Raw genomic sequence first — 17900 nt, forward strand, 5'->3', positions numbered from 1 at the left:
GTCAGCCGAGCGCCTCGTCGAGCTTCCGCTCCAGCTCATCCAGGTCGAAGTAGTTCTCCACCACGATCACATCGGCGTTCGTGCGACCGATGCGGTCGACGAGCTCCGGCGAGGTGAGCACGACCTGCGCGTCGGACGCCGCCTCGGCGATGTTCGCCGCGTCGGAGGCTGTGACGTCCGCGTCGATCCCCAGCCGGTCGAGCACGCGCTCGGCGTTGACCTTGAGGATGCCGGACGTGCCGACCCCGACGCCGCAGATCGCGACGATCTTCACCGCGACGCCTCCTCGCTCAGCGTGAGGATGCGCTGCACGTCGGCCACGTCGGTCGCCGCGGCCAGGGCCGGGATCGCCTCCGGGTCGTTGAAGACGTTCGCCAGTTCGGCCACGCTCGTCACATGCGCCTCGGGCGTCGAGACGGCAAGGCCGAGGACCACCGAGACCGGATCGTTGTGCGGGTGACCGAAGACCACCGGCTCGTCGAGGGTGACGACGGAGAGGCCGTCCGCGTTCACGTCGGGACCGGGTCGGGCGTGCGCCAGAGCGAGACCCGGCGCGATGACGATGTAGGCACCGAACTCCTCGATGACCTGGATCATGCGCTGCGCATAGCCCTGCTCCGTCGCTCCGGAGCGCGCCAGCGCCTGCCCTGCCAGCTCGACTGCTTCACGCCAGTCGGCGGCGTGCGCGCCGACGGTGATGGCGGAATCAGGCAGCGGTGGCAGTGACATATCTTCAGCGTAACGCCCGAGGGGTTACGAACCCTCGAAACCTGCTGTGATGATCTCCGCGAGCTCTTCGCGCTCCTCCAGCGGGAGGAAGGATGCCGCCGCGGCGTTGAGCTGGAAGATCTCCAGGTCGGTGCGGTCGTAGGCGAACGCGTCGGCGAGGATGCTCAGCTCGCGGGTCAGGGTCGTGCCGCTCATCAGCCGGTTGTCGGTGTTGACGGTGACGCGGAAGCCCAGCTGGTAGAGCAGGTCGAACGGGTGGTCGAGGATGTCGTCGCCCCACGCGGCGATGGCGCCGGTCTGCAGGTTCGACGTCGGGCTCGTCTCGAGGGCGATCTCCCGATCCTTGACCCACTGCGAGAGCGTGCCGAGGGTGACATAGGTGTTCTCGTCGTCCTGGCGCTCCACCGTGATGTCCTCGGCGAGACGCACGCCGTGGCCGAGGCGCAGAGCCCGGCCGTCGAGGAGGGCGCTGCGGATGCTCTCGAGGCCGTCGGCCTCGCCCGCGTGGACGGTCGCCGGGAAGAACTCCGACGCCAGGTAGTCGAAGGCAGCGCGATGGTTGGAGGCGGGGAACCCCGCCTCGGCACCGGCGATGTCGAAGCCGACCACGCCGCGGTCGCGGTGGCGGACGGCGAGCTCGGCGATCTCGAGGCCGCGGTCGTTGTGGCGCATGGCGGTGACGAGCTGACCGATGCGGATGCGCCCCCCGGCGCCGCGGACGTCGGCGATGCCCTGCTCGATGCCCTCCTGGACCGCCTCGACGGTCTCGTCGAGGCTGAGGCCGCCGGACAGGTGCTGCTCGGGCGCCCAGCGGAGCTCGCCGTACACGACGCCGTCCGCCCCGAGGTCCTGGACCGACTCGCGGGCGACCCGCACGAGGCCCTCGCGGGACTGCATCACGGCCGTGGTCAGGTCGAAGGTCTTCAAGTACTCGACGAGCGAGCCGGAGTTCGACTTCTCGGCGAACCAGCGGCCCAGCTCGGTCGCATCCTGCGCCGGCAGCTCCAGCCCGATCTCCTGGCCCAGTTCGAGCACCGTCGCGGGCCGGAGGCCGCCGTCGAGGTGGTCGTGGAGGGAGACCTTCGGCAGCGGGCGGATCTCCGTGCCGTCGGCCAGCGTGTACTCGTTCCAGGCGTCGCTCATGAGTCCAACCCTAGGCGATGCGGTCGGCGATCAGCGGGCCGCGCTCGTACGCGGTGCCGGGGGCGGCGATCCGGTAGGCGCCCTCCAGAGCCTCGAGTGCGCGCTCGAACCGGGCGGGCTCGTCCGCCGACAGGGTGAACAGCGGCTGACCCGCCCGCACCTCGTCGCCGGGCTTCGCGTGCAGGTCGATCCCGGCCGCGTGCTGCACCGGGTCCTGCTTGCGCGCGCGTCCGGCGCCGAGCCGCCAGGCGGCGATGCCGAAGGGCAGCGCCTGCTGCTCGACGAGGATGCCGTCCTGCTCGGCGACGACGGTGTGCGTCTCCTTCGCGACAGGGAGGTCGGCATCCGGGTCGCCGCCCTGGGCGCGGATGACCTCGCGCCACTTGTCCATCGCCCGGCCGTCCTTGAGGGCCGCTTCGACGTCCTCGTCTGGGCGTCCGGCGAGGGTCAGCATCTCGCGCGCGAGCGCGACGGTTAGCTCGACGATGTCGGCCGGCCCGCCGCCGGCGAGCACCTCCACCGACTCGCGGACCTCGTTCGCGTTGCCGATCGCGAGGCCGAGCGGGACGTTCATGTCCGTCAGCAGTGCGGAGGTGGCGACGCCGGCATCCCGGCCGAGCTCGACCATCGTGCGGGCGAGTTCGCGCGAGCGCTCGATGTCCTTGAGGAAGGCGCCGGAGCCGAACTTGACGTCGAGCACCAGCGCGCCGGTGCCCTCGGCGATCTTCTTCGACATGATCGAGGAGGCGATCAGCGGGATGGCCTCGACCGTCCCGGTGATGTCGCGCAGTGCGTAGAGCTTTCCGTCCGCCGGAGCGAGGCCCGACCCGGCCGCGCAGATGACGCCGCCCTCGTTCCGGAGCTGCGCGAACATCTCCTCGTTGCTGAGGTTCGCACGCCAGCCCGGGATGCTCTCGAGCTTGTCGAGGGTGCCGCCGGTGTGACCGAGACCACGCCCGGACAGCTGCGGCACGGCGACGCCGAAGGTCGCGACGAGCGGCATGAGCGGCAGCGTGATCTTGTCACCGACGCCGCCGGTGGAGTGCTTGTCGGCGGTCGGCTTGCCGAGGCCCGAGAAGTCCATCCGCTCGCCTGAGGCGATCATCGCGAGGGTGAGGTCCTTGATCTCGCGGCGCGTCATCCCGTTGAGGAAGATCGCCATGGTCATCGCCGACATCTGCTCGTCGCCGACATAGCCGCGGGTGTACGCGTCGACGAGCCAGTCGATCTCGGCGGTGCTCAGCTCGCCGCGGTCGCGCTTGGTCCTGATCAGGTCGACGGCGTCGAACGCCTCGACCTCTCCTGCACGGTCGGTCACGAAGGTGTTCCTCTGTTCAGTCGTTGTCGTGCTCGGCCGCGTAGGCGGCGAGCTGGCGCGGCCCGAAAGCGTCGGGCAGCACCTGGTCGATGGTGCGGATGCCGGAGACCGTCTCGAGCAGCATCCCCTCCGCCGAGTGTTCGTAGAGCAACTGGCGGCAGCGGCCGCAGGGCATCAGGATGTCGCCGTCGCCGTTCACGCACGTGAACGCGACGAGGTGGCCGCCGCCGGTCATCGCGAGCGACGAGACGAGCCCGCATTCGGCGCACAGCGTCACGCCGTAGCTGGCGTTCTCGACGTTGCAGCCGCTGACGATCCTGCCGTCGTCGACGAGCGCCGCCGCACCGACCGGGAACTTGGAGTACGGGACGTACGCGTGCGACATGGCCTCTATCGCGGCGGACCGCAGCGCATCCCAGTCGATCGAATCGGGGTTCTGGTCCACGGCGCTCATGACTTGATGTACGGCTTTCCGTCGGCAGCAGGAGCACGCGAGATGCCGACGAGGCCCGCCACGGCGAGGATCGTCACGACGTACGGCAGCATCAGCATGAACTCGCTCGGGACCGGCGAGCCGATGGTGCTGAGCACGTTCTGCAGGTTCGTGGCGAAGCCGAAGAGCAGGGCGGCGAGCGTGGCCTTGATGGGATCCCAACGGCCGAAGATCACGGCCGCGAGGGCGATGAAGCCCTGACCTGCGGTCATCTCCTTCGAGAACGCACCGACGGAGCCGAGCGTGTAGTACGCGCCGCCGAGGCCCGCGATGGCGCCCGCGAGCGAGACGTTCCAGAACCGGGTGCTGTTGACCTTGATGCCGACGGTGTCCGCCGCCTCGGGGTGCTCGCCGACGGACCGGAGCCGGAGGCCCCAACGCGTCTTGAACAGGCCGAACCAGACCAGGAACACGGCGATGTACATGAGGTACTCGATGATCGACTGGTCGAACAGCACCTTGCCGACGATCGGGATCTCGCTGAGCACCGGGATCGGCCAGTTCGGCAGGCGCGGCGGGTGGTTGAGCAGCTGCGGGTTGCCCGCGAGCACCTTCGAGTAGAGGAAGCTCGTGAGACCGACGACGAGCACGTTGAGCACGACGCCGACGATCACCTGGTCGACGAGGTACTTGATCCCGAACGCGCCGAGCAGGAAGGACACCAGCACACCGGCGACCATCGCGGCGATGAGGCCGACGACCCAGCTGCCGGTGAGCGTCGCCGTCATGGCCGAGACGAACGCGCCGGCGAGCAGCTGGCCCTCGATGGCCACGTTCACCACGCCGCCGCGCTCGGAGACGACGCCGCCGAGCGCGCCGAAGACGAGCGGGACCGCGAGGCTGATGGTGCCGAGCAGGAGGCCCGTCACCGGAACCGGATACGGGCTGCCCGAGTCCGCCCAGGTCAGGAAGCCGAACATGAACAGAAGCGAGAAGACGATGACGACCCAGATCGGCGTCCGGCGTGCCCGGTAGGAGAGGTACGCGCTCCACAGGGTGAGCGCGATCAGGAGGATGGTCACGACCGTGGTGGTGACGAAGCTGTCGACCGTCAGTGTGGGCAGACGGACGGCATCCGACTTCTCCGAGAAGCGGAACGTGCTCTCACCGTGCCGGGAGAACCCGAAGAACAGGATGAGGCTGACCAGCACGAAGATGCCGAAAGCGATCGGCGCCTTCCAGGAGCGGATCTCCGCCTTCTCCAGGACGATCGGCGAGGAGTCGGGAACGACGGGGGCGGTGGTGCTCACTTGGCCGCCACCTCCTTCGTGACGATGGGGCGCTGTCTCCGGGGAGTGCTCCCCGGAGCAGGCAGGCGGAAGATCGCGCGCACGAGCGGTGGCGCGGCGACGAACAGGACGATGAGGGACTGCAGGATCAGGACGATGTCGATCGGGATGTCGTTCGCCGCCTGGATGGTGTACCCACCGGCCTTGAGGGCTCCGAAGAGGAGGCCGGCGATGAACACACCCCACGGACGCGACCGACCGAGCAGCGCGACCGTGATCGCGTCGAAGCCGATGCCCGCATCCACACCGGAGCTGATGCCCTGCGGGAAGACACCGAGCGCCTGGCTGGCGCCGGTGATGCCGATCAGTCCACCGGCGATGAGCATGGCGTAGACGTACACGTTCTTGACGTTGATGCCCGCGACGCGTGCGGCGTTCGGGTTCTCGCCCACCGCACGGAAGCGGAAGCCGAGGCTCGAGCGGTTGATCAGCCACCACACGAAGACCGTCGCGCCGATCACGAGCACGAAGGCCCAGGTGAGGTTGTACTGCGCACCGAGCAGCGGAGGGAAGATCGCGTTGGCGTGGACCGCCGGCGCCTTCGGGTTGTTCGACCCCGGCGCCTGCAGGAGCCCCTGCGTGCGGAGCATGTACGAGATCAGATAGAACGCGATGTAGTTGAGCATGATCGTGACGATCACCTCGTGCGCACCCGTCCGGGCTTTCAGCAGGCCGACGATCCCTGCCCAGATCGCTCCGCCGACGATGCCGGCGACGACGGCCAGCACCAGGTGGATGACCGGCGGCAGGTCGAACGAGAAACCGACCCAGGCGGATGCGGCGGCGGCGATGAGGATCTGCCCCTGACCACCGATGTTGAACAGGCCGACGCGGAAGGCCAGCGCGACGCCGAGACCGCTGACGATCAGCGGAGTGGCGAAGGTGAGCGTCTCGGTCAGCGGCCGGATGCCCGCGCTGAACGACGGCCGGCGGAAGTTGTAGATCGCGCCCTGGAACATCGAGACGTACGCGTCGGAGACCGACGTCCAGATGGCGGCGATCGTGTCACCGGGCCGGGCGAAGAAGTACCCCGCCGCGCGCTGCACCTCCGGGTCGGTGACCGCGATGAGGATGGCGCCGACGATGAGGGCGAGGACGACCGCGAGGATCGAGATGACCACGGGCCCGCTCATGATCTCGCGGACCGCCTGGTTCCAGCGCGAGGGCTCTTCGCCCGCTGGTGCGGGAGCCGGCGTGCCGGGCTCCACGGGCTGGGCCGACGCCACGGGCTGGCCGGGCGTGGGGGTCCCCGTCATGCTGCTGCTCCTGCCTGCTCCGGCGACTCGCCGGCCATCATGAGGCCGAGCACGTCGCGAGACGTGTTGCCCGGCACGATTCCTACGATTCCGCCGCGGTACATCACGGCGATGCGGTCGGCGAGGGCGGCGACCTCGTCGAGCTCCGTCGACACCACGATCACCGGGATGCCGGCATCCCGGGTCTCGACGATGCGCTTGTGCACGAACTCGATCGAGCCGACGTCCAGACCGCGGGTCGGCTGCGCCGCCACGAAGAGCCGCAGCTCGCGGCTGAGCTCGCGGGCGAGCACCACCTTCTGCGCGTTGCCGCCGGAGAGTCGGCCGACCTTCTCGTCGATGGACTGCGTGCGCACGTCGAACTCGCGCACCTTGTCCTCGGCGAACTGCTTCAGATAGGAGAACTGGATGTTGCCGGCCTTCACGAACGGGTCGCTCGTCGAGCGGTCGAGCATGAGGTTCTCCTGGATGGAGAACTCCCCCACCAGGCCGTCCTCGTTGCGGTCCTCCGGCACGAACCCGACACCCTCGTCGAGCACCTTGCGGACGCTGTGGCCCTGGATCGGCTTACCGTCGAGCAGGATCTCGCCCTGCACACGCGGCTGGAGGCCGATGATCGCCTCCGTCAGCTCCGTCTGGCCGTTGCCCTGAACGCCGGCGATCGCCAGGATCTCACCGGCGGCCACCTCGAAGCTCACGTTGTTCACGACGATCTGCCCGATCGGGTCGATCACCGAGAGGTCCTTGACCACGAGCGCCGGGGCGCCGGGTGTCGCCGGCTTCTTGTCCACCGTGAGCGACACCGCGCGGCCGACCATCATCGACGCGAGCTCGACGTTGGTGGCGGTGGGCTGCGCCTCGCCGATCACCTTGCCGAGTCGGATGACGGTGATGCGGTCGGCGACCTCGCGCACCTCGCGCAGCTTGTGCGTGATGAAGACGATCGCGGTGCCCTGCTCCTTGAGCTGGCGCATGATCGCCATGAGCTCGTCGGTCTCCTGCGGCGTCAGCACGGCCGTCGGCTCGTCGAAGACGAGCACCTTGGCATCCTGCGACAGCGCCTTGATGATCTCCACGCGCTGCTGGACGCCCACCGGGAGGTCTTCGACCAGCGCATCCGGGTCGACGTCGAAGCCGAAGCGGGCGGAGATCTCGCGGACCTTGGCCCGAGCGGCGTTGAGGTCGAGACGGCCGCCGAACTTCGTCTGCTCGTGGCCGAGCATGACATTCTCGGCGACCGTGAAGACGGGGATGAGCATGAAGTGCTGGTGCACCATGCCGATGCCGGCCTTCATGGCGTCACCCGGGCCGGAGAAGTGCTGGACGACGTCGTCGAGCAGGATCTCGCCCTCGTCGGGCTGGTAGAACCCGTAGAGCACGTTCATGAGGGTGGACTTGCCTGCGCCGTTCTCGCCGAGCAGGCAGTGGATCTCACCGGGTTCGACGGTCAGATCGATGTGGTTGTTCGCGACCAGGGGACCGAACCGTTTGGTGATCCCGCGGAGTTCGAGCTTCATTCGGGTGGGTTTCCTTCTCTACTCGCCCGGGGGGAGCGAAGAGCCTTTGTGAGGAGGGGGCACGCGGAACGGCTGGTGGCCTCGTCGCGCATCCTCAACCCTACCTTCCTGCGCAGATGTCAGTGTGTGCTCAGATGAGCGAGGAAGGCGGGGAGGGAACGGAACGGGGAGGCCAGCCGTGGCTGACCTCCCCGTCGAGCGTTCTCGTCGCTGTTACTGCTTGGGCGACGAGGGCGAGGTGACCTTGATCGAGCCGTCGATGATGCCGGCCTTGATCTTGTCGAGCTCACCCTGCAGACCCGAGTCCACCTTCGACTCGAAGTCGTGGAACGGGGCGATGCCGACGCCGTCGTTCTTCAGCGTGCCCACGTACGGGGTGCTGTCGAACTTGTCCTTGGCGGCCTGGGTGACGACGTCGTTGGTCGCCGGCTTCATGCCCTTCATGACCGAGGTGAGGAGCAGGTCCTTCACGGTCGGGTCGGACTCGTAGACGTCGGCGTCGACACCGATCATCGCGATCGGCTTGCCGGAGTCCTTGATCGCCTGAGCGGCCGACTGGTAGATCGGTCCGCCGACCGGCATGATCACGTCGGCGTTCTGGTCGATGATGCCCTGAGCGGTGTTCTTCGCGGTCTCGTTGGCGTCGAAGCCACCGGTGAAGAGGCCGTTCTGCTTGTCGACATCCCAGCCGACGACCTTGACCGACTTGCCCTTCTGGTCGTTGAAGTACTTCACACCGTCGGCGAAGCCGTCCATGAAGATGGTGACCGTCGGGATCTGCATTCCGCCGAAGGTGCCGACGATGCCGGTCTTCGAGTAGCTGGCGGCGGCGTAGCCGGCCAGGAACGCGGCCTGGGCCGTGTCGAAGATGATCGGCTTGACGTTCTTCGCCTGGATCTCGTTGTCGTCGATGATCGCGAAGTTCACGTCCGGGTTGGCCTTCGCGGCCTTCTCGGTCGCGTCCTTGAGGAGGAAGCCGACCGTCACGACGAGGTTGCAGTTGGCGTCGACCATGCTCTGGATGTTCGGAGCGAAGTCGTTCTCGCTCTTCGACTCCGCCTGCTTGTACTTCACGTCGAGCGACTTCGCGGCCTGCTGCAGACCCTCGTAGCCGAGCTGGTTGAACGAGTGGTCATCGAATCCACCGGAGTCGGAGACCATACAGGGCAGGAAGTCGCTCTTCGCGGCGCCACCGGACGAGCTGTCCGACGGGGCAGCCGAGCAGGCAGCGAGCAGCGACATGACGCCGACCGCCGCGAGGCCGAGGAGTCCGGCCTTTCGGGCTGTGATTGACAAGGTTGTTCCTCCAAGATGCGTAGCCGCGCGGGTAATCGCAGGCTTCTGCGGTTCACGTTACCGAATGTGACGAACCACTCCGTTCGAAAATCCGGGTTCTTCATGCAAGCGTTACAAACGCTCACCCGGTTGGCACGTGCTCATTCGAGCAGCCCGTCCCCCATTCGGGGAGGGGTACTCAGAGCCAGCCGCGCCGCTTGAAGATGGTGTACAGCAGACCGCTCAGGCCGAGCATCGCGAGGACCGCGAGCGGGTATCCCAACGGCCAGGACAGCTCCGGCATGTGCGTGAAGTTCATGCCGTAGATGCCGGCGATGAGCGACGGCGCGAACAGGATGGCCGCCCACGAGGAGATCTTCTTGACCTCTTCGCCCTGCCGGTTGCTGGAGTGCGCCAACCGCGTCATCTCCTCGTTCTGCCGTTCGGAGACGAGGGTCGAGTTCACCGTCAGGATGTCGCGCAGCAGGTAGCGGAACCCGTCGACGCGCTCGTTGACCTGCGTGAGGTGGTCGGCGACGTCGCGGAGCCGGCGTTCGAGCTCCTGCGTCACGCCGTACTTCACGGAGCCGCGCTCGAGCGCCAGCATGACCGCCGAGAGGGGATGCGTCGCCCGCTGGAAGTCGATGACCTCCCGGGACAGCTCGTAGATGCGTCGGGAGACCAGGGCGTCCCCGCCGAACACCTGCGTCTCGATCTCGTCGATGTCGTTGGCGAGACCCGCGACGACCGGGCTGTACGCATCCACGACCGCGTCGATGATCGCATAGAGGATGGCCTGCGGCCCGAGTGCGAGCAGCTCCGGCTCGCTCTCCATCCTCTGCCGGACGTGCGAGAGGTCCGGCGACTCGCTGTGGCGGACCGTGATGACGAAGTTGCGTCCGACGAAGAGGTGCAGCTCGCCGAAGTCGACCTCCTCCGGCACGTCCAGGTAGTTCGCCGCCTTGAGCACCACGAACAGGACGGTGTCGTAGCGCTCCAGCTTGGGGCGCTGGTGGGCGACGATGGCGTCCTCGATCGCCAGCGGGTGGAGGTTGAACTCCTCCGACAGCGACAGCAGCTCCTGCTCGCTCGGCCGGTAGAGGCCGATCCAGGCGACCCCACCCGGGGTGCGATCGAGCGCCGCGTAGGTCTCGGCGAGAGACGTCGGGGAGGCGACGCGGACGCCGTCGGCGTAGATCGCGCTGTCCACCATGCTGCGCCGACCCGAGGGCGTCTCGACCGGCGAGGTCGCGACGGCCGGAGAGGGAGGCTCGACCCGGCGGGTGCGCGTCACGAAGGGCATCGGGATGCCGCGTCGGTTCTGGTTGGCCATAAGTCACCTCCGTGGTCCGGACGACGTCGAGTCGACACGAGTTCAGGACGGCCCGAGGGGCCACCTAACTGTACGCTCGCGAACCCTCCGGACGCTGGACACGGAGGTCGCCCGCGCCTGGGCGCACGCCATCCACCTCCCTTTCGCGCCGATCCGCCGATCTCGCGACGGATACGCCTCCCTTTCGTGCGCGGGACAGGCCGAGAGAGAAGGGAGGCGATCAGCACGCACTGCTCGGCGCGTCGCGAGGAACGGAGGACAGAGTGGGGCTCCGATGGCCGGCCGACCTCCGTTTCGGCGGGCGGACGGACGGCAGATCGAGCGCTCCGCCGTCACCGGACCGCCGTCGCGGTCACCGCGCTCAGGATCACGCGCTCGTAGTGGCGCGTCAGCTCGCCGCACACGACATCCCAGCTGCGTCCGAGCACGGCGCGGCGTCCGGCCTCCCCCATGCGGCGACGCAAGGCGCCGTCGCGGACGAGCATCGAGACGGCTGCGCGCAGGGCGCGGTCGTCCGACGGGCGGAATAGCAGTCCGTCCACGCCGTGCTCGACGAGGTCGATCGGGCCGCCCGCGCGCGGCGCGACCACCGGGAGCCCGGACGCGTGGGCCTCCTGAACCGTCTGGCCGAACGTCTCCTCGGATCCGGTGTGCGCGAAGACGTCGAAGGCGGCGTAGGCGGCGGCGAGATCCTCGCCGCCGAGCCGGCCGAGCCAGGTCACCGGGATGCCGCGGAGCTCGCGGGCGACGGCGTCGCGCGACGGGCCGTCCCCGACGATCGCGAGCGACACACTCCCGATCCCGCGGAGCGCGCGCAGCCGCTCCACCTGCTTCTCCGGGGCGATGCGGCCGACGTACCCGACGACGGTCTCGCCGTCCGGCGACAGGCGCTCCCGCAGAGCGGCCGCCGCCGACGTTCTCCTCTTATTGGGGTGGTACCGCACCAGGTCGACGCCGCGTCCCCAGCGGGCGACCCGCGTGACGCCGGCCGTGCGGAGGTCGTACTCGCTCGCCGCCGACGGCGCCAGCGTCAGGTCGGCGCCCTCGTGGACCCAGCGGACGTACTTCCAGGCGATGGCCGAGGTGACGCCCAGCCCGTTGCGGCGCGCGAAGCCGGCGACGTCCGTCTGGTAGATCGCGACGGACGGCACACCCATCCGGTTGGCCGCCGCGATCGCCTGCGCCCCCAGGAAGAACGGCGAGGCGGCGTGCAGCACATCGGGGCCGAAGCCGGCAAGGATGCGCTGCACCTGCGGGCTCGGCAGCCCGACCGGGAACTGGCGGTACGCGACCGACGGCACCTGGTGGATGCGGAACCCGTTGTACTCCGCCGGCGCCCCCGCGTCCGGGCAGATCACGATCGCCTCGTGCCCCTCGGCCGCCAGATGGTCGAGCACCCGCAGCACACTCGTCGTGACCCCGTTGACTGTGGGGAGGAAGCTCTCGCTGACCACCGCGACCCGCATGACGCCACGCTAGGCGGCGCCGGTGTCGTCACCGTGAACAGCCGGTGTCCGGCGACGCTCGCTATCCTTTCGGCATGACTCAGAAGCGCAGGATCACACAGGGCCCGCCCATCGAGCGCTTCTACAGCGTGATCCCGGCCGGCGGCATCGGCTCGCGGCTGTGGCCCCTGTCGCGGGCGGACGCCCCGAAGTTCCTGCACGACCTCACCGGCTCCGGCCAGACGCTTCTCCGCGATACCTGGGACCGCGTCGCCCCCCTGTCAGGCGAGCAGCGCATCATGGTCGTCACGGGCCGCGCCCACCGCGCCGCCGTCGAGCAGCAGCTGCCGTCGCTCACCGACCCGAACGTCGTGCTGGAGTCCGAGCCGCGCGATTCCACCGCGGCCATCGGCCTCGCCGCCGCCATCCTGGAGCGCCGCGAGCCCGGCGTGATCATCGGCTCGTTCGCCGCGGACCACGTGATCAACAACCTCCCGCTGTTCCAGTCGGCCGTGCGCGAGGCGGCCGCCTCTGCGCGCGCGGGCTACATCACGACCATCGGCATCCAGCCGACGGAGCCTGCCGTCGGGTTCGGCTACATCCACTACGGCGAGCGGCTCGAGATCGCCGGTGCCCCCAGCGCGCTGGCCGTCGACTCCTTCAAGGAGAAGCCGGACCTGCAGACCGCCGAGCGCTACCTGGCGAACGGCTCGTACCTGTGGAACGCGAGCATGTTCATCTCGCGGGCCGACAAGCTGCTGGAGGAGATCGGCCGCAACAAGCCGAAGCTGCTCGCCGGACTGCTCGAGCTGGCGGAGGCGTGGGACGACCCCGCGACCCGCGGCCCCGCCGTCGACCGGATCTGGCCGGAGCTCGAGAAGATCGCTATCGACTACACGGTCGCGGAGCCCGCGGCCGCGGCCGGGCGGCTTGCCGTCATCCCCGGCTACTTCGACTGGGACGACGTCGGCGACTTCGCGTCGCTCGCGAAGCTCAACTCGGGCGGCCGCAAGTCGGACCTCGCCATCCTCGGCGAGAACGCCCGGGTGCTGTCCGACTCGTCGAGCGGCATCGTGGTGAGTCAGAGCAAGCGGGTGATCAGCCTCATCGGCGTCAAGGACATCGTCGTCGTCGACACCCCAGATGCGCTGCTCGTCACCACGAGCGAGAACGCGCAGCGGGTGAAGGCCGTGGTGGATGCGCTGAAGATCACCGGATCCACCGACGTCCTTTAGTCGGTCAGTCAGTCAGTCAGTCGACGACCGACGGTCCGTTCTGCACCTCGTGCACCAGCCGCGAGACCTCCTCCTGCGGAAGCTGGATGCCCGCCTCGTCGAGCCGCTGTTTCAGCAGCCGCTCGCTGTCCTCGGAGCCCCGCAGCTGCATGTCCGCGCGGACCTGCTCGACGATGCCGGCGACCTTGCTCTCGTCCGTCGCGTCGGTGCTTCCCTGCATGATCGGTTCGTCCTGTGTCATGGCGTGGACGGTACGCCCGGCCGATCCCGGCGTACAGGGCGGGTTATCTCGACATCGAGATAACTGAGGTCACCCTAAGAGGCGGCTGGACCCCACCCGGCATAGACTGGCGCTGCGCTCACCGCGCCGCATCAGCGATCAGCAACCAGGGAGGGTTGTCCGTGTCAGACCAAGCGACAGGGACCCTGCAGCCGGCCAAGACCCGGCCCGGCGGAACTCTGTACCGTGGCCGTGAGGGGATGTGGTCGTGGGTCCTCCACCGCATCACCGGCGTCGCCATCTTCTTCTTCCTTCTCGTCCACATCCTGGACACGTCGCTCATCCGCGTGAGCCCCGAGGCCTACAACGCGGTGATCGGCACCTACAAGAACCCGATCATGGGACTCGGCGAGATCGCCCTCGTCGCGGCCATCGTGTTCCACGCCTTCAACGGCATCCGCATCATCCTGATCGACTTCTGGAGCAAGGGCGTCAAGTACCAGAAGGTCATGTTCTGGATCGTCATCGCGCTGTGGGTGATCCTGATGGCCGGCTTCGTGCCCGTCCAGCTCGTCCACATCTTCTCGGAGGTGAACTGACGTGACGACCATCGAGGCGCCGCGCACCCCCGCAGCCCGATCCTCCCGCGGCAAGAACTGGGAGAAGTGGGGCTGGATCTACATGCGGTTCTCGGGCGTCCTGCTCGTGATCCTCATCTTCGGCCACCTGCTGATCAACCTCGTCCTCGGCGACGGCGTCAAGCAGATCGACTTCGCCTTCGTCGCCGGCAAGTACGCCACGCCGTTCTGGCAGGTCTGGGACCTCCTGATGCTGTGGCTCGCCCTGATCCACGGCGGCAACGGGATGCGGACGCTCATCAACGACTACGCCTACAACCGGGTGGTCAACCGCATCCTCAAGTGGGCCGTCCTCGCCGCGGTCGTCGTGCTGATCGTGCTCGGAACGCTCGTGATCTTCACGTTCGACCCGTGCCCGGCCGGCGCCGCGGCCTCCGACCTGCCGTCCTTCTGCCCGGCACGCTGATCCTTCGACAACGGAAGACCTGTGACAACAGAAGCTACTGAATCCACCGTCATCGACGGCGTCCACTACCACGAGTTCGACATCGTCATCGTCGGAGCCGGAGGCGCCGGCATGCGCGCGGCGATCGAAGCGGGGCCTCACGCCCGCACCGCCGTCATCTCGAAGCTCTACCCGACGCGCTCCCACACGGGTGCGGCGCAGGGAGGCATGGCCGCCGCCCTCGCGAACGTCGAGGAGGACAGCTGGGAGTGGCACACCTTCGACACCGTCAAGGGCGGCGACTACCTCGTCGACCAGGACGCGGCGGAGATCCTCGCCAAGGAGGCCATCGACGCGGTCATCGACCTCGAGAACATGGGCCTGCCGTTCAACCGCACGCCCGAGGGCAAGATCGACCAGCGCCGCTTCGGCGGCCACACCCGCGATCACGGCAAGGCTCCGGTCCGCCGGGCGTGCTACGCCGCCGACCGCACCGGCCACATGATCCTGCAGACGCTGTTCCAGAACTGCGTCAAGCTCGGCATCAACTTCTTCAACGAGTTCTACGTGCTCGACGTGATCATGAACGAGGTCGACGGCGTCCCCCAGCCGGCCGGCGTCGTCGCGTACGAGCTGTCGACCGGAGAGCTGCACGTCTTCCACTCGAAGGCGATCATCTTCGCCACCGGCGGCTTCGGCAAGATCTTCAAGACCACCTCCAACGCCCACACCCTCACCGGTGACGGCGTCGGCATCATCTGGCGCAAGGGCCTGCCCCTGGAGGACATGGAGTTCTTCCAGTTCCACCCGACCGGCCTCGCCGGCCTCGGCATCCTCCTCACCGAGGGCGCCCGAGGCGAGGGCGCCATCCTCCGCAACGCCTCCGGCGAGCGGTTCATGGAGCGCTACGCCCCCACGATCAAAGACCTCGCGCCGCGCGACATCGTCGCCCGCTGCATGGTGCAGGAGGTCGCGGAGGGACGCGGCGCCGGCCCGCACAAGGACTACGTGCTGCTCGACTGCACGCACCTGGGCGCCGAGGTGCTGGAGACGAAGCTCCCCGACATCACCGAGTTCGCGCGCACCTACCTCGGCGTCGACCCGGTGGTCGAGCCCGTCCCGGTGATGCCGACCGCGCACTACGCGATGGGCGGCATCCCGACGAACACGGCCGCCGAGGTGCTGCGCGACAACACCACCGTCGTCCCCGGCCTCTACGCCGCGGGCGAGTGCGCCTGCGTGTCTGTGCACGGTTCGAACCGTCTCGGCACCAACTCGCTGCTCGACATCAACGTCTTCGGCAAGCGCGCCGGCAACAACGCGGTGGAGTACATCAAGACCGCCGAGGCCGTCCCGCTGCCGGAGGACCCGGCCGGAGCCGTCCGCCGCATGATCGACGAACTGCGCACCTCCACGGGCACCGAGCGCATCGCCGCCATCCGCAAGGAGCTGCAGGACGAGATGGACCGGAACGCCCAGGTGTTCCGCACCGACGAGTCGCTCTCCCAGGTCACGCAGACCATTCACGAGCTCCGCGACCGGTACCGCAACGTGCAGGTGCAGGACAAGGGCAAGCGCTACAACACCGACCTGCTGGAGGCCGTCGAGCTCGGCTTCCTGCTCGACCTCGCCGAGGTCGTCGTCTACTCCGCGCGCAACCGCAAGGAGTCGCGCGGAGGCCACATGCGCGACGACTTCCCGAAGCGCGACGACGAGAACTACATGAAGCACACGATGGCCTACCTCACCGGCGACCCGCACTCGTCGGACGCGGCAGACCACATCACGCTCGACTGGAAGCCCGTCGTCGTGACCCGCTACCAGCCGATGGAGAGGAAGTACTGATGTCGAACGCCGTGCTCGAGACTCCCCCCGCCCCCGAGGCCCCGGTCGAGTCGTTCACCGTCACGCTCATCATCCGCCGCTTCGACCCGGATGTGGACACGGAGCCGCGCTGGCAGGACTTCGACGTCGAGCTGTACCCGACCGATCGCATCCTGGACGCCCTCCACAAGATCAAGTGGGAGCAGGACGGCTCGCTGACCTTCCGCCGCTCGTGCGCGCACGGCATCTGCGGATCGGACGCCATGCGCATCAACGGCCGCAACCGTCTCGCCTGCAAGACGCTGATCAAGGACCTCGACATCTCGAAGCCGATCTACGTCGAGGCGATCAAGGGCCTGCCGCTCGAGAAGGACCTCATCGTCGACATGGAGCCCTTCTTCGAGTCGTACCGCGAGGTGCAGCCGTTCCTCGTCGCGAACTCGAAGCCGGAGAAGGGCAAGGAGCGCATCCAGTCGGTCGCCGACCGGGCCCGCTTCGACGACACCACCAAGTGCATCCTCTGCGCCGCGTGCACGTCGTCCTGCCCGGTGTTCTGGACGGACGGCCAGTACTTCGGCCCGGCCGCGATCGTCAACGCGCACCGTTTCATCTTCGACTCGCGCGACGACAACTCCCAGGTGCGCCTCGACATCCTCAACGACAAGGAGGGCGTGTGGCGCTGCCGCACGACCTTCAACTGCACCGACGCCTGCCCGCGCGGCATCCAGGTCACGCAGGCGATCGCCGAGGTGAAGCAGGCGATCATGCGCGGCCGTCCGTAGACCGCCACTCATCCCGACTCCGAGCCCCGAGCGCACCCGCGTCCGGGGCTCGCGTCATATCCGGGGTGCTTTGCCGTCTATAAGTAATGACGACTGCCGAGGCCGGCCCTTGCCGCACCCTACCCGAATGGAAGACCATGCCCGCTGCACACGACTTCATCCTGCTGGGTGACCACGACGCTGGACGACGTCTGGTCGCGTCCGCCCTGGAGGCGCAGGGATTCTTGGTCTCAGCAACGCCGAGAGGCGGACTGCTCGCGAAGCGCGGGAGCATCGGGATGACCTTGCTCTTGGGCGCGCTGGCCGGCAGCAAGTTTCAAGTGACGTTCCTCGTCGAGTTAATGGTGGACGCCGAGAGTCACCTGGTGGCACGCCTGAACCGCGACATGACGGCGGGGGCACTCAAGGGCGGCGCTGTCGGAGCGGCCAAGGTCAACAGGGCGTTCCAGGAAACGGCGAACGCCATCCACTCGGCACTACAGCGCGCCGGCGTCCTCGCCGTCAGCGTCGCCCGTTAGGAGACACCATGAGCACTGTCGATCAGCACCGACAGCACGTCCAGCAGCCGCCGCGGCCGGTTCATCCGCCATACCCGCCGTATATCTATGGCGCCGCACCGGCGGGGACGAACGTCCTGGCGGTCGTCTCGCTCGTCACGGCATTCGTGTTTCCGATCGCGGCCGTGATCTGCGGGCACATCGCTTTCGGCCAGATCAAACGCACCGGCGAGAACGGCCGCGGACTCGCGCTGGCCGGCGTGATCGTCGGCTACTGCTTCCTCGCGCTGGGCCTCCTCTTTGGTCTCCTGTACGCGGTGGTTATCGCTATCGGCATCGCTGCAAGCGTGGCCGACCCCTCCTTGGCCACCTGAGCAGCCGGTAACCGCCCCTCTCCCGGCCTTAGACCCTCTCGCTAGTCTGGCGTCGTGGTCACTACTCCCCGTCCCTGGGTCGCACCCGACCCGGGATCCGCGGCAGGCTGGGCTTGTCTATCGCGAACGTATGGCTTCACGGCAATC

The 17900-nt window shown here is 68.1% G+C and carries 19 protein-coding genes; 7 read left to right on the top strand and 12 right to left on the bottom strand.

Annotated features, from left to right (window positions below; genetic code table 11):
- Position 1: 1 nt before the first annotated feature.
- The 11 genes from BLR91_RS13270 to BLR91_RS13320 form a co-directional block, all read right to left on the bottom strand.
- Positions 2-274 (bottom strand): PTS sugar transporter subunit IIB, encoded by a 273-nt coding sequence (locus BLR91_RS13270; protein WP_018190012.1) that lies wholly within the window; start codon positions 272-274, stop codon positions 2-4.
- The gene (locus BLR91_RS13275; protein ID WP_018190011.1) at positions 271-729 is read right to left on the bottom strand and encodes a PTS sugar transporter subunit IIA; all 459 of its coding nucleotides are present in this window, start codon (positions 727-729) and stop codon (positions 271-273) included. The genes BLR91_RS13270 and BLR91_RS13275 overlap by 4 nt, the downstream gene beginning before the upstream one ends.
- Positions 730-753: 24 nt before the next feature.
- Positions 754-1872 (bottom strand): adenosine deaminase, encoded by a 1119-nt coding sequence (locus BLR91_RS13280; RefSeq protein WP_089874771.1) that lies wholly within the window; start codon positions 1870-1872, stop codon positions 754-756.
- A 10-nt stretch (positions 1873-1882) separates the two neighbouring features.
- Positions 1883-3190 carry a thymidine phosphorylase gene (locus BLR91_RS13285; RefSeq protein ID WP_089874769.1) on the bottom strand — a complete coding sequence of 436 codons (1308 nt, stop codon included), beginning with the start codon at positions 3188-3190 and terminating at the stop codon, positions 1883-1885.
- A 16-nt stretch (positions 3191-3206) separates the two neighbouring features.
- Positions 3207-3644 carry a cytidine deaminase gene (locus tag BLR91_RS13290; protein WP_089874766.1) on the bottom strand — a complete coding sequence of 146 codons (438 nt, stop codon included), beginning with the start codon at positions 3642-3644 and terminating at the stop codon, positions 3207-3209.
- Positions 3641-4933, bottom strand: a complete 1293-nt coding sequence (locus tag BLR91_RS13295; protein WP_018190007.1) for an ABC transporter permease — start codon at positions 4931-4933, stop codon at positions 3641-3643. Before BLR91_RS13295 ends, BLR91_RS13290 begins: the two co-directional genes overlap by 4 nt.
- Positions 4930-6228 carry an ABC transporter permease gene (locus BLR91_RS13300; protein WP_089874764.1) on the bottom strand — a complete coding sequence of 433 codons (1299 nt, stop codon included), beginning with the start codon at positions 6226-6228 and terminating at the stop codon, positions 4930-4932. The genes BLR91_RS13295 and BLR91_RS13300 overlap by 4 nt, the downstream gene beginning before the upstream one ends.
- Entirely contained in the window at positions 6225-7745 is a 1521-nt protein-coding gene (locus BLR91_RS13305; protein WP_020075451.1) for an ABC transporter ATP-binding protein, read from the bottom strand. The genes BLR91_RS13300 and BLR91_RS13305 overlap by 4 nt, the downstream gene beginning before the upstream one ends.
- 213 nt (positions 7746-7958) lie before the next feature.
- A complete protein-coding gene (locus BLR91_RS13310) occupies positions 7959-9041 on the bottom strand; it encodes a BMP family lipoprotein (protein WP_018190004.1) in 1083 nt (360 codons plus the stop codon).
- Positions 9042-9219: 178 nt separating this feature from the next.
- Positions 9220-10353, bottom strand: a complete 1134-nt coding sequence (locus BLR91_RS13315; RefSeq protein WP_089874762.1) for a magnesium and cobalt transport protein CorA — start codon at positions 10351-10353, stop codon at positions 9220-9222.
- Between the two features lie 332 nt (positions 10354-10685).
- A complete protein-coding gene (locus BLR91_RS13320; protein ID WP_089874761.1) occupies positions 10686-11819 on the bottom strand; it encodes a glycosyltransferase family 4 protein in 1134 nt (377 codons plus the stop codon).
- Between the two features lie 74 nt (positions 11820-11893).
- Here BLR91_RS13320 and BLR91_RS13325 point away from each other — a divergent pair, with 74 nt between their 5' ends.
- Complete coding sequence (locus BLR91_RS13325; RefSeq protein ID WP_020075454.1) at positions 11894-13033, top strand: mannose-1-phosphate guanylyltransferase; 1140 nt, start codon at positions 11894-11896, stop codon at positions 13031-13033.
- A gap of 16 nt (positions 13034-13049) precedes the next feature.
- On the opposite strand, the gene BLR91_RS13330 is transcribed toward BLR91_RS13325, so the two are convergent.
- Positions 13050-13274, bottom strand: coding sequence for a hypothetical protein (locus tag BLR91_RS13330; protein WP_018190000.1), 225 nt, complete (start codon positions 13272-13274; stop codon positions 13050-13052).
- A 161-nt stretch (positions 13275-13435) separates the two neighbouring features.
- Between BLR91_RS13330 and sdhC the strand changes: the two genes are divergently transcribed.
- The 6 genes from sdhC (at position 13436) to BLR91_RS13360 (ending at position 17753) form a co-directional block, all read left to right on the top strand.
- Positions 13436-13852, top strand: a complete 417-nt coding sequence (gene sdhC, locus BLR91_RS13335; RefSeq protein ID WP_081626591.1) for a succinate dehydrogenase, cytochrome b556 subunit — start codon at positions 13436-13438, stop codon at positions 13850-13852.
- A gap of 1 nt (position 13853) precedes the next feature.
- Positions 13854-14297 (top strand): succinate dehydrogenase hydrophobic membrane anchor subunit, encoded by a 444-nt coding sequence (locus tag BLR91_RS13340; RefSeq protein WP_018189998.1) that lies wholly within the window; start codon positions 13854-13856, stop codon positions 14295-14297.
- A 21-nt stretch (positions 14298-14318) separates the two neighbouring features.
- Positions 14319-16121 carry a succinate dehydrogenase flavoprotein subunit gene (sdhA, locus tag BLR91_RS13345; protein WP_020075455.1) on the top strand — a complete coding sequence of 601 codons (1803 nt, stop codon included), beginning with the start codon at positions 14319-14321 and terminating at the stop codon, positions 16119-16121.
- Positions 16121-16882, top strand: a complete 762-nt coding sequence (locus BLR91_RS13350; RefSeq protein ID WP_089874759.1) for a succinate dehydrogenase iron-sulfur subunit — start codon at positions 16121-16123, stop codon at positions 16880-16882. Before sdhA ends, BLR91_RS13350 begins: the two co-directional genes overlap by 1 nt.
- Before the next feature lie 137 nt (positions 16883-17019).
- Positions 17020-17400, top strand: coding sequence for a hypothetical protein (locus BLR91_RS13355; protein ID WP_089874757.1), 381 nt, complete (start codon positions 17020-17022; stop codon positions 17398-17400).
- An 8-nt stretch (positions 17401-17408) separates the two neighbouring features.
- On the top strand, positions 17409-17753 hold the full coding sequence (locus tag BLR91_RS13360) for a DUF4190 domain-containing protein (RefSeq protein WP_089874756.1): 345 nt from the start codon (positions 17409-17411) through the stop codon (positions 17751-17753).
- Positions 17754-17900 lie beyond the last annotated feature (147 nt).

Source organism: Leifsonia sp. 466MF (assembly GCF_900100265.1).
Taxonomy (GTDB): Bacteria; Actinomycetota; Actinomycetes; order Actinomycetales; family Microbacteriaceae; genus Leifsonia.